The following is an 11,407-nucleotide window of genomic DNA, read 5'->3' on the forward strand; positions in this document are numbered from 1 at the left end:
CCGGCGTTGCTTGCCGTGCGCCGCCCACCGGGCCGGTTGCCGGGCCGCTCCCCGGTCCGAGCGCAACTGCCGGACGCCCTCCGGCCCTTCCGGATTCTTGCAACACGTTCTACTGTGTGCGCCGCCGCACACGGACGACGCCGAGCGAGACTCTGGAGGGGCCGTGCACCTCGAATACACGCCTGAGCAGCAGCGGCTGCGTACCGAACTGCGCACCTACTTCGCGGCCCTGGTGCCCGACAACGCCTACGCCCGCTACGCGGAGCCCGCCGCCCAGAAGCTCTTCTACCGCGATACGGTCCGCAGTCTCGGCGCCGACGGCTGGCTGGGGGTCGGCTGGCCGAAGGAGTACGGCGGCCGGGGACTGACCCCGATGGAACAGTTCATCTTCTTCGACGAGGCCGCCCAGGCCGGCGTACCGCTGCCGCTGATGGCCCTGAACACCGTCGGGCCCACGATCATGCGGTTCGGCACCGACGAGCAGAAGGCCCACTTCCTCCCCGGAATCCTGGCCGGGGAGATCGACTTCGCGATCGGCTACAGCGAACCGGACGCGGGCACCGACCTCGCCGCCCTCAAGACGCGGGCCGTGCGCGACGGGGACGAGTACGTCGTCGACGGGCAGAAGATCTGGACCACCAACGGCGACACCGCCGACTGGGTCTGGCTCGCCGTGCGCACCGACCCCGACGCCCCGCCGCACCAGGGCATCACCATGCTCCTGGTCCCCACGAGCGACCCGGGCTACTCCTGCACCCTGATCAACACCCTCGCCTCGCACGACACGACCGCCAGCTACTACGAGAACATCCGCGTCCCGGTGTCCCGCCGCGTCGGCGAGGAGAACAAGGGCTGGCGGCTCATCACCAACCAGCTCAACCACGAACGCGTCACCCTCGCCGCCCACGGCACGATGGCGGTCCGCGCTCTGCACAACGTCCAGCGCTGGGCCGCCGACACCAAGCTCACCGACGGCCGAAGGGTCATCGACCTCGGCTGGGTCCGTGCCCTGCTCGCCCGCACCCACACCCGCCTGGACGTGATGAAACTGCTCAACTGGCAGATGGTCGCAGCCCTCCACGACGGCACCCTCACCCCCCAGGACGCCTCGGCGGTCAAGGTCTACGGCTCCGAGGCCCGCCGGGACGCCTACGCCTGGCTGATGGAGATCGTCGGCTCCGCGGGCGCGCTGAAGGAGGGCTCGGCCGGCGCGGTGCTCCACGGCGAACTGGAACGCGGCTACCGCTCGGCCGTGATCTTCACCTTCGGCGGCGGCAACAACGAGATCCAGCGGGAGATCATCTCGTGGATCGGGCTGGGGATGCCGCGCGTGCGGCGGTGATGTCGTGTGTGACGAGGCTTTTTGGTTGGCACTGAAGCGGGATAGTTGGCGCTGAGCTGTTTCGAACCTGACGGCGGTGTCCGTCACTTGTGTCCTGTCGCAGTGAGGTTGTCGGATTCTCACGGCTTCTCGTTCGTGCTGTCGGATTCTCACCGCGTCGCGCGCTGAGCGAAGACGTTTGCCCCGTACGTGGGGTTTGATCTCATTTTCCTGGTCCGGTTCTCGCTGTACCTGTCACGGTCGTTCTCGGCAGGTACGCGGAGTCGGGGATGGCGATGGATCTGGGGCTGATCGATGTCGAGTGGGCTGAGGGCGAGGGCTGCGGGCTGCGGAAGCCCGTGATGGAGGCGGTGTCCCGGGTCCGGTTCGAGTCGGTGCTCCCGGTGCGACAGTTCACGTCGTACCGCGGGCGGCGGCATTTCACGGGCTGGTACTGGGCGGCAACGACGCAGTCGCTGGTGGGGTTCGAGTCGTGGCTGGAGCGGGACCGGGCCATGTGTTCCTTCACCGTGGAAGTGGACAGCGCCTGTCCGTCGACGAGGCCCGGCCCCGTACGGCAGGGAGCTGCCCCGAAGCCGTTCTGTTGGATGTCCGGGAAGAGGTCGAGTGGCGAACCGGCCACGCTCCCGGCGCGGTGCACGCACCGCTCACCGACCTGGCCGCAGGTGCGGCGATTCCGGTGGCAGCGCAGGGACGGCCGTCCAACTGAACGTGCACCCTCGGGTCGTACGCCGCCCCGTATCCCACGAGCGGAGGCAGAGCCCAAGCACTCAGGAAGCGAATGCCGCAGCCGCGCTGCTCCGCTTCGTCGAAGGCGAAGCGGAGCAATGCCTCACAGGGTTGGCGTACGTCGACGCCCACCACCAGGTCGCCGTACGAGGCGTCGTCCTTGGCCCGAACCGACACAGTCGGGCAGTTCGTGGCGCCTATGAGCGCCATGCTCACGGAGCCGAGGACGAAGCCCATGACCGGCCCGAGCGCACGGGAGCCGAGGACGATCATGTCCGAGTCCGCAGCGGACTCGGACAGCACGTCGATTGGTCTGCCGTCCACTGAACGGATGCTGATGTCCAGGGCGGGAAATGTCCTACGGAGCTCTTCGGCTGTCTGGGCGAGGAGATGCTGTGCAGAACAGCGGCTTCGACTGTCCAGTGCGCGGAAGACGTGTCCAAGAGCCGACGGCTCCTGGACATGAATGAGTCGAAGAGGGACAGCACGTAGGCCGGCCTCCCGGGCGGCCCAGTATGCGGCCACGCTGCTCTGCGGGGATCCGCCGAAACCCGCGACCACCGAACCGATCATGCCGCTTGCCTGCGGCCCGCCCGGATTCAGGGGAAAGCCCGTCCTTGTCATGTTGGCTCAGTCCCGTCTGCCGAGGAGTGACGACCCTTCTCTCAGCATCGACGTGGATGCCTTGGCCGAGGAGGGGCCATGCGGCCCTGTCCGGTACCGATCAGCCCACAGCACACCCAGCCCCGTACCGCTCCTGGGTCGGTCGGCGAGAGGTGGGGACCGACCGGCCCTGGCCCGGCATTGTGCCCGGTGCCAGCCTGGGAGCAGTCAATCCTTCGCAGAAGGGTGGTGGGCATGATGCAAGCGCCGCTGGTTGTAGGGGGCGACGGCTCTGAATCCAGTCTTCAAGCAGTGGACTGGGCCGCTGACGAGGCCGCGCGTCATGCGACCCCGCTGAGGCTGGTGTACGCCTCGCTCTGGGAGCGGTACGAGGCAGGTGGCGTCCGTGTTGCTGGGTTCGGTGAGCCTCGTCGTGGCGGCCCGCAGCGTGTGTCCCGTGGTCGTGGTACGTGGGGATGACATAGCGCTCGCCTCCCGACACCAACGCATCCTCCTGGGGGTGGGCCGCAGGGACGTCGGGGCTCCTGCGGTGCGCTTCGCCTTCCGTGAGGCAGCCGTTCGCGGCTGCGCCCTCAGCGCTCTCAGCGCCTGGCGCCAACCGGCCCCGAGGCCCGCCGAGCACCCGCTCATCACGGGCGATCCGGCACACTCGGCGGAAGAGCGTGCCGCCGCGCTTCTCGACAAGGCCCTCGAAGGACCGGCCCGGGAGTACCCGGATGTCCGGGTGAGCAGGGCCACCGTGGAGGGGGCGGCTGCCAAGATTCTGGTCGAGCGGTCGGCCGCTGCTGACCTGCTGGTTGTCGGAGCACGAGGCCAGGGGAGCCATATCGGCCTTGAGCTCGGGAGGGTGGCCCACCGAGCGCTGCACCACGCCGCGTGCCCTGTCGTCGTCGTGCCCCAGCGCCTCACCGATGCCGCGACGACCGACGTCTGAGTCCCGACACCGGGACAGCCTCCGCGCTGCGTCTGCTCCCGGTTCTGGCTAGCGTGAGCCGCAGGACCCGCCCCGGCGGGAGAAGTCGAGGAGCAAGGAGCCAGCGATGTCCTCAGCACCGCCTCCGGCCAAAGGCGACATGGGCCGACGCATCGCGGCACGCCGCCTGCAGCTCGGACTGTCCCGGCAGGACGTAGCGCTGCGGGCAGGAGCCGCGCCCGGCTACATCGAGTATGTCGAGGAACAGCCCGCCACACCGGGCATCGGCTTCCTGCTCCGGCTGGCCGACGCGCTGGAGACCACGGTTCAGGAACTGTCCGGAAGTACGGGCGACCTGCCGCCCGGCTTCGGCCGCGGAGCCCGTAGGGCCCGGATGGTCGAACTCGACGAGGCAATGTGCTGGACGCTGCTGGGAGACCACGGCGTAGGGCGGGTTGCCCTGACGATGGAGGACGGACCGGTCGTGCTGCCGGTCAACTACCAGGTGCTGGACGGCGAAGTCATGTTCAGTACGGGGGGTGCTTCCCCACTCGCCGCTGCCGCCGACGCGGAGATTGCCTTCGAGGCCGACCATATCGATGACGCCTTCAGTAAGGGCTGGAGCGTGTTGATCGTCGGAACCGTGCGTTCGGTGTCGAACGAAGAGGCCGCCCAGCGGCTCAGGGAAACGGCGTACTCGACTCCCTGGGCAGGTGAGGAGCGTGAGCACGTCATGCTCCTCGGGCCCCGACGAGTCACTGGGCGGAAGATTCTTGTTCCCGATGCCCCGGGCGACGCCGACTGATGCGGCCCTTGCGGGCCTGGTGCTGCGCCCTTCAGTGGGGAGGGCGCGGCACCAGGCCCGCAGCTACGAAGGCGCTGGCTGCGGCTGACGTCACTCGAAGGGGACTACGGCGACCGGTGCGGAGCTGTGGTGAATCACAGCGTGGGTGACGTGGCCGACATGGGGCCCCAAAGGTCTGCTGCTGCGCCGACCTACAACGACGAGATCGGCTCCTCGGGACGCCTGGACGAGCTCGCTGGCCGGCGGAGCCATGACTGCCGTCTCCGAGACGTCGACCTGGGGGAATTCGGCCCGCCAGGGGCGCAGCATTTCGGTGAGTGCTTGGGCGGCGTGCTGACCGAGGCCACTGCCGACGTCCGGGTCGAGGACCGCCGCATACGTGTAGGTTGCCAGCAGTGACCAGCTGTGTACGACCTGCAGTGGCGTGCTTCTGCGGGCCGCTTGTTCGAAGGCGAAGGCGAGGAGCGGGTCGCAGGGGTGGGAAACATCAAGGCCCAGGACGATCCCGGGTAGGCCGTCCGAGGGTCCTTCGGACGGGGCGGCGGCGTCGGTCTCCTGCGGACGCACGAGAACCACCGGGCTCCGCGTTCTGGCTACGACGCCCAGTGACACCGAACCGATGAGGAAGCCGAGAAGTCTGCCGATTTCCCGTGACCCGAGAGCGGTGACCTCGGCTTCGTTCGCGGCGCGCGTCAACTCGTCGACGGCCCGGCCCTGAACCAGATCCGTGGTCACCTCCAGACCGGGGTGATCCCGGCGGGCCCTGTCTGCGGTGTCCCGCAGGAGAGCTTCGTACCGTTCGACGAGCGACTCTGTGAAGGTCTGCGGGATCTCCGGGGTGACCGGCCACTCCTCCACGTGCACGAGGTGCCACCGGGTACCGCGCAGTGCGGCCTCACGCGCGGCCCAATGGGCTGCCGCGATACCTTCGGGCGACTCGTCCAAACCGACCGTGACGTGACGCGTCATGACAACGCCTCCTCGGCGTGCGGGGCCCCTGGGCGGAACCCTGCAGCCAGCGTCCCGCCGTGACGCGGGCGAGGGGAGGGCCGACAGGTCTCGATCAGGACCGAATGGCCCATGCCGACCGCGCGCTGCGGTGGAACCGTAACGTGTGAATGCCTCTGGACCATCCCGAGGAGGAGCCATGACCAGCCCCACTCCCGACCCTGTCGAACTCGGTGGCGTCGTTGTCGGCGTGGACGCGTCGGCCCCGGCCCGCACGGCAGCGCTGTGGGCTGCGGAGGAAGCGGATCGTCGCGGTCGGCCGCTCCATGTCGTCCATGCCGCTGACACCGATCGCCGAATGCTCTACGCGGGTGTGGAAGCCAAGTGACTGTGCACTGTGGGGCAGGCTCGGAGTTCGCGCACGCCCCCTTCGGACGCCCTTGCCTCGCTGACCGCTTGAACCTACGGAGACCGTCATAGCATCTCGGCGACACGTCATTCCGTTCACGGAGCTCGGCCGTCAGGACATCGAGAGCGTAGGCGGGAAGAACGCCTCGATCGGTGAGCTGACCGCACACCTCGGCGCCGCAGGCGTGCGTATCCCGCCGTGATTCGCCACGACTGCCCAGGCGTACGAGGAACTACTGGCCGCGCACGGCTTGCATACCTCCATCGAGGATCAGATCGCGCGTTTGCACGACGGAGCCCCGCTGGAGGAAGTCGGTCGGGCCATCCGCGCGCTGATACTGCGCGAACCGCTGCCGACATCGCTCCCGGGCGAAATCGTCAGCGCTTACGAGGATCTCGCTCGCCGCACGGGTGGCGAGGATCCCTCCGTCGCCGTGCGCAGCAGCGCCAGCGCCGAGGATCTGCCCGAGGCCAGCTTCGCCGGTCAGCAGGATACGTACCTCAATGTGCGGACCTGAACAGTTGCTCGAATCCTGCCATCGCTGTTTCGCCTCGCTGTTCACCGACCGGGCCATCGACTACCGGGAACGCATGGGCTTCGACCACCTGTCCGTCGCGCTGTCGGTGGGTGTGCAGGTCATGGTCCGCGCGGACCGTGCCGGCGCAGGGGTGATCTTCACCCTGGACCCCGAGACCGGATTCCCCGACGTGATCGTGATCAGCGCGGCATGGGGACTCGGCGAGACCGTGGTGAGTGGACAGGTGGACCCCGACGAGTACACCGTCTTCAAGCCCAGCCTCAAGGACTCCTCCCTGAACCCGTTGATCGATATGCGGGTGGGCGCCAAACAGCGCAAGACCGTGTACGCGGGGACAGGACTCACCCGCACCGTGGACACATCCCCGGGCGAACGCGTACGTCGGGTGCTCGGCGACGACGACGTCCGCACCCTCGCCGGATGGGCCAGAGCTGTCGAGGAGCACTACGGCTGCCCGATGGACCTGGACGGTGTCCTGTGCGGAAGGAGATCGCGGACGCGTCTACGGCGGTCTGCTCCCCTACGAGGAGCGCGAGACCGATCTCTCGACCGTCCCGAAGACGCGTACGCGCATCATGCTCAATCTTGCCGATCCGTCCGCCGCCCTGCGGCGGTGGCGCCTGCCGGCCGACGGCGTAGGGCTCGCCCGGCTGGAGTTCATCGTCGCCCATCAGGTGAAGGCCCACCCCATGGCGCTGCTTCACCCGGAGAAGCTCGACGCGGATGACCGCCGCGGCATCGAGCGACTCACCGAGGGATACCAGGACCGGGGGAGTATTTCGTCGACCGGCTTTCCCAAGGTATCGCCCGGATTGCCGCGTCACGCTGGCCCGACCCCGTGGTGGTGCGTACCAGCGACTTCAAGACCAACGAGTACGCGCGGCTGCTCGGGGGCCGCACCTTCGAGCCCGACGAGGCGAACCCGATGATCGGCTGGCGAGGCGCCAGCCGCTACTACAGCGATGGATTCGCCTTGGAATGCCGTGCCCTTCGCCGGGTCCGCGACGAGATGGGTCTCACCAACGTCGTCGTCATGATTCCGTTCTGCCGGACGCCCGGCGAGGCCGACCTGGTGCTCGATGTGATGGGCGCGCAGGGCCTCAGGCGCGGGCAGAACGGGCTGAAGATCTACGTCATGGCCGAGATACCCTCCAACATCATCCTTGTCCGGGAGTTCAGTGAACGGTTCGACGGCTTCTCCATCGGAAGCAACGACCTGACCCAGCTGACGCTCGGCACTCGCAGCATCCACCGGCTGGTGGCCGGAGCTCATGAGGCTGGACGCACCGTCGGTCTGTGCGGTCAGCGGCCCAGTGACGATCCCGCCTTCACCGAGTTCCTCGTGAGGTCCGGCATCGACTCGATCTCTGTGGCCCCGGACAGCTTCGCTGCGGTGAAGGAACATGTGGCGCGCGCCGAGGGCCTTCGGAGAGATGGGGATGTCCACCCAGGAACAAGGTGAATGACATGCACAACACATGTGTGCTGATCGCCTACGGAAGCAAGCACGGAGCGACACAGGGAATCGCTGAGGAGTTGGGAGAGGCGCTTCGCTCCGACGGATTCGACGCGATGGTGATGCCCGCCGACCGTGTCGACGACGTGAGCGGCTATGACGCCGTGATTCTCGGTGGCGCTGTCTACGCAGGACGCTGGCACGTCGAGGCCCGCCGGTGCGCCCGACGTCATGCGGGGCAGCTGAGGCAGCGGCCCGTCTATCTCTTCAGCAGCGGTCCGGTCGACGATTCGGCCGAACGGCGGGATATCGCGCCGATACGTGGCGTTGCCCGCTGGATGCAGCGTCTCGACGCACGGGAGCACATCACGTTCGGCGGAGCTCTCACGGCGGAGACTCCGGGCCGGATCGCCCACAGTCTGGTCCGACACGGGAAGGGCGGTGACTTCCGCAACCCGGAACGCATCCGCCAATGGGCCCACCACATCGCAGCCCAACTCGCCACTTCCTCCTGACCGGTCGAGTGAGCCAGGGCTGTCGCGAGCACGCAGGAGGGCGGCATGGTGAAGGACAACGACCATGAGCGGCCCGTCGACGAGCGCTGCTCCGTGGTCCGCGCCACCCCCGCGCACCCCCGCAGCGCGTCCGGTGAGATTGCGCCCCGGGACCGGCGATGACTGAGGAACCGCCGACCGAAGGCAAGGGCAACGCCTTCCCGACGCCGGGCGAGACATTCGATCCCAGCGAGCCGGTTCCCCGACTGCGCCGCGAGCTCGCCACCGGGCCCGAAGGGCTCTCCGCGCGAGGGGTATCCTGTCGCCTCGCTGTCCACGGCCCCAGCGAAGTGCGGTCGAAGGCCCATTCCTCCTTCCTTCGCGAGCTGTCCGCACAGCTCGCCCACCCCTTGGCTCTCCTGCTCTGGGCCGCCGCGGCCCTGGCCTTCGTGGCCGGACTGGCGGTGCTCGGCTGGGCGATCCTCGCCGTGATCGCGGTCAACGCCACCTTCGCCAGACCAGCGACAAGAGGTACGTCTCCACCAACTGGGCCTGGGGCAGCGGGGCAGTGACCTCCAGCAAGGGCTCTCCGGCGAAGACCAGCCGCCCCTCGGGGACAGCACGGACCTGGCCGTCGAAAGCCGGCCCCCGCAGCGGTGCGAGGTCCTCGGGAGGCAGGCGCAGTACCTGGGCGAACTCGTCCGTGTCCGACTTCTCGCCCCGGAACCCGGAGAGGTAGTCGAGCGCCGGTTCGAGTCCCGCCGTGACGAGAAAGCCCCGTCCGGGGGGAAGATTCCTAGCGAAGAGGCTGAACGTGGCTGGTGCCCGCATGCCTTCACGCACATAGGACAATGCCATCGTGACCTCGTACAGATCCGTGCTGGTCACCTGGGATACTTCGAGCATGCGCCGCAGACCAGGGTCACGCATGGCGGCGTGGGATGCCCTCAACCGGCTTCGGCAGCGGTCAGCTCGCACTGTACGTCGACCACTCCTTCGACAGCCCGTGCCAGACGAGTTGCCACCGGGAGCAGGCCTGATTCCCTGACCACATCCGACATCGTCACGACGCCCGCATCGACCTGAACGGTCACCTTCTCCCGCGACACGGGGAAGAGCCGGGCGACCACCTGCTCCCGTACCTCCCCGGCGAGCTCGTCGTCAGACCTGAGGAAGACTTGGAGCAGGTCCGACCTGCTGACGATGCCTTTGAGGATGCCCCCTCGACGACCGGCAGGCGCTTCACTCCGCGGGTGGCCATCAGTCGGGCGGCCTGCGGCAGTGGCGCGTCCGGGCCGATGGTCAGGGCCGGCCGCGTCATCAGGTCCTCGGCGGACAAGGAGCCTGCCTTGGCCGTCGCGTCCAGACGGCGCATCTGTTCCACGAGACCGGGACGCCGCTCGTGGAACTCCTCCTTCGGCAGCAGGTCGGCCTCCGACACCACTCCCACGACATGGCCCTCCCCTTCGATGACCGGGAGAGCACTGACGGACCACCGTGACATGGCAGTCACGATGTCCTTGAACGACGCCTTCGGCGCGACTGCGACGACCTTCCTTGTCATGACGTCGGCCACGGTGTAGGGGTGTGGAGTCATGATCCTCTCCTCAACGCCGGCGAGCAGGTCCGTGGTGTGAGTTGGTGAGGCTGGGGCCGGTCATCGGATTCGGTCATCGGACCAGCACGGCTTCTCCCGAGCGTGGGACGACGGCGGTCCAGCCGAGCTCGTCGGAGATGCGGGTGCGCAGCGTCGCAGCCGCCGACGGCTCGCCGTGCACCACGTACGTCGTGTGCGGGGGCGGGGAGCCGCGCAGCCAGTCGAGGATCTGACTCCCGTCGGCGTGCGCCGAGATGTGTGGAACATCGGCGACCTCAGCGCGGACGGGGATGTACTCGCCGAACATCTTGAGTGCAGGGGCGCCGTCCACGAGGTCTCTGGCGCGTGTTCCGGCCGCGACGAAGCCTACGACGACGACGGTGTTGCGCGGGTCGGGCAGCAGTCGGCGCAGGTGGTGCAGGACCCGGCCGCCGGTGGCCATCCCGGCTGAGGAGACGATGACGCACGGCCCGTGCGTACTGTTGATCGCGATGGACTCCTGGACCGTCCGGGCCGCCAGGAACGGGTCGGGACTCAGAGCTCCCGCACCCTGGCCCAGAATGTCCGGCCTGAGCTCCGGTGACCGGTCGCGCACCGCTTGCCGGTAGACGTCCAGGGCTGCGAGGGCCATCGGGCTGTCCACGTACACAGGTACCGACGCGGGCAGGACGCCGGCGGCGCGCAGCTCGACCAGTTCGTGGAGGACGACTTCGGTCCGGTCGATGGCGAAGGCGGGGACGACGACGGTGCCGCCTCGCGCGAGGGTTCGTCCGATGGTGGAGGCGAAGGCGGCGCGGCTCTCGGCAGGGGCGTGGCGGCGGTCGCCGTAGGTGCTCTCGACCAGGAGTACGTTGGCACCGGAGAATGGCTCTGGGGGAAGCAGCAGCGGGTGACCCGGGCGACCCAGATCGCCGGACATGGCCAACGTGTGACCGTCCTCCAGGGTGAGACGGGCCCAGGCGGAGCCAAGGATGTGGCCCGCGCGGTGCAGTGTCAGCCGGGTGCCCGCCATGATCTCGACCTCGCTGCCGACCGGCACGGTATCGAAGAAGCTCAGCGTCTTCTCCACGTCGGCGTCGTCGTGCAGCGGCTTGGCGGGGCGGTGCTTGGACCAGCCGTGGGCGTTCGCGTGCTGGGCCGATTCCATCTGGAGCCGTGCGCTGTCCCGCAGGACGATCTCGGCGAGCCGAGCCGTGTCGGAGCTCATGATGATCGGGCCGCGAAACCCCTGCCGGACGAGGCGGGGGAGATACCCGCAGTGATCCAGGTGTGCGTGGGTGACCACGACGGCGTGGAGGTCGGCGGGGGGACGGGCGAACTTCTCCCAGTTGCGGCGCCGCAGATCGGCGAAACCCTGGAAGAGCCCACAGTCCACGAGAATGCGGGTGCGGTCGCTCTCGACCAGGAACTTGCTGCCGGTCACGGTGCCCGTGGCGCCGAGGAACGTGAGCAGAGCCGCACGGGAGGCTGGAATGACGGGCGGCGGTGTCGGCCGGGACATGAAGTACCCCCTTGCCGTCGATGCGGGCGCACTCCCACTTTCCCACTGGTC

Annotated in this window: 8 protein-coding genes and 6 pseudogenes; 9 read left to right on the forward strand and 5 right to left on the reverse strand. The window is 68.4% G+C overall.

The window, feature by feature from the left end:
- The first annotated feature begins 163 nt into the window (after positions 1-163).
- Entirely contained in the window at positions 164-1,342 is a 1,179-nt protein-coding gene (locus B9S58_RS33360) for an acyl-CoA dehydrogenase family protein (RefSeq protein ID WP_103535637.1), read from the forward strand.
- 496 nt (positions 1,343-1,838) lie between these two features.
- Positions 1,839-2,042: pseudogene (locus B9S58_RS39735) on the forward strand (rhodanese-like domain-containing protein); the annotation flags it as partial.
- Positions 2,043-2,248: 206 nt separating this feature from the next.
- Here the strand turns inward: B9S58_RS39735 and B9S58_RS40355 are convergent.
- Positions 2,249-2,695, reverse strand: a pseudogene (locus B9S58_RS40355) (universal stress protein); the annotation flags it as partial.
- A gap of 237 nt (positions 2,696-2,932) precedes the next feature.
- On the opposite strand from B9S58_RS40355, the pseudogene B9S58_RS33370 reads away from it, so the two are divergent.
- Together B9S58_RS33370 and B9S58_RS33375 are read left to right on the forward strand one after the other, a co-directional pair.
- Positions 2,933-3,629: pseudogene (locus B9S58_RS33370) on the forward strand (universal stress protein).
- 106 nt (positions 3,630-3,735) lie between these two features.
- Entirely contained in the window at positions 3,736-4,413 is a 678-nt protein-coding gene (locus B9S58_RS33375) for a pyridoxamine 5'-phosphate oxidase family protein (RefSeq protein WP_103535639.1), read from the forward strand.
- 90 nt (positions 4,414-4,503) lie between these two features.
- On the opposite strand, the gene B9S58_RS33380 is transcribed toward B9S58_RS33375, so the two are convergent.
- Positions 4,504-5,382: a universal stress protein gene (locus B9S58_RS33380; RefSeq protein ID WP_103535640.1), complete on the reverse strand. Its 879-nt coding sequence runs from the start codon at positions 5,380-5,382 to the stop codon at positions 4,504-4,506.
- A gap of 178 nt (positions 5,383-5,560) precedes the next feature.
- On the opposite strand from B9S58_RS33380, the gene B9S58_RS33385 reads away from it, so the two are divergent.
- The 5 genes and pseudogenes from B9S58_RS33385 (at position 5,561) to B9S58_RS33400 (ending at position 8,830) form a co-directional block, all read left to right on the forward strand.
- The gene (locus B9S58_RS33385) at positions 5,561-5,749 is read left to right on the forward strand and encodes a universal stress protein (protein WP_374935729.1); all 189 of its coding nucleotides are present in this window, start codon (positions 5,561-5,563) and stop codon (positions 5,747-5,749) included.
- A gap of 271 nt (positions 5,750-6,020) precedes the next feature.
- Positions 6,021-7,035 (forward strand): annotated as a pseudogene (locus B9S58_RS39740) (PEP/pyruvate-binding domain-containing protein).
- 117 nt (positions 7,036-7,152) lie between these two features.
- Complete coding sequence (locus B9S58_RS39745) at positions 7,153-7,770, forward strand: putative PEP-binding protein (RefSeq protein WP_374935730.1); 618 nt, start codon at positions 7,153-7,155, stop codon at positions 7,768-7,770.
- A 20-nt stretch (positions 7,771-7,790) separates the two neighbouring features.
- Entirely contained in the window at positions 7,791-8,279 is a 489-nt protein-coding gene (locus B9S58_RS33395; RefSeq protein WP_308457941.1) for a flavodoxin domain-containing protein, read from the forward strand.
- A gap of 158 nt (positions 8,280-8,437) precedes the next feature.
- The gene (locus tag B9S58_RS33400) at positions 8,438-8,830 is read left to right on the forward strand and encodes a cation-transporting P-type ATPase (RefSeq protein WP_258045184.1); all 393 of its coding nucleotides are present in this window, start codon (positions 8,438-8,440) and stop codon (positions 8,828-8,830) included.
- Here B9S58_RS33400 and B9S58_RS33405 read toward each other — a convergent pair.
- From B9S58_RS33405 to B9S58_RS33415, 3 genes and pseudogenes are all read right to left on the reverse strand, one after another.
- Positions 8,775-9,164, reverse strand: a pseudogene (locus B9S58_RS33405) (nicotinate phosphoribosyltransferase); the annotation flags it as partial. The gene B9S58_RS33400 and the pseudogene B9S58_RS33405 overlap by 56 nt on opposite strands.
- Positions 9,165-9,205: 41 nt before the next feature.
- Positions 9,206-9,855 (reverse strand): annotated as a pseudogene (locus tag B9S58_RS33410) (CBS domain-containing protein).
- Positions 9,856-9,928: 73 nt separating this feature from the next.
- The gene (locus B9S58_RS33415) at positions 9,929-11,356 is read right to left on the reverse strand and encodes an MBL fold metallo-hydrolase RNA specificity domain-containing protein (protein ID WP_103535642.1); all 1,428 of its coding nucleotides are present in this window, start codon (positions 11,354-11,356) and stop codon (positions 9,929-9,931) included.
- Positions 11,357-11,407 lie beyond the last annotated feature (51 nt).

The organism is Streptomyces sp. SM11 (genome assembly GCF_002910905.1).
GTDB lineage: Bacteria > Actinomycetota > Actinomycetes > Streptomycetales > Streptomycetaceae > Streptomyces.

Excerpts from the sequence above, each read along its gene's own strand:
- B9S58_RS33415 (WP_103535642.1), bottom strand. The coding sequence starts at position 11,356 with ATGTCCCGGCCGACACCGCCGCCCGTCATTCCAGCCTCCCGTGCGGCT.
- B9S58_RS33375 (WP_103535639.1), top strand. The coding sequence starts at position 3,736 with ATGTCCTCAGCACCGCCTCCGGCCAAAGGCGACATGGGCCGACGCATC.
- B9S58_RS33380 (WP_103535640.1), bottom strand. The coding sequence starts at position 5,382 with ATGACGCGTCACGTCACGGTCGGTTTGGACGAGTCGCCCGAAGGTATC.
- B9S58_RS33400 (WP_258045184.1), top strand. The coding sequence starts at position 8,438 with ATGACTGAGGAACCGCCGACCGAAGGCAAGGGCAACGCCTTCCCGACG.
- B9S58_RS33385 (WP_374935729.1), top strand. The coding sequence starts at position 5,561 with ATGACCAGCCCCACTCCCGACCCTGTCGAACTCGGTGGCGTCGTTGTC.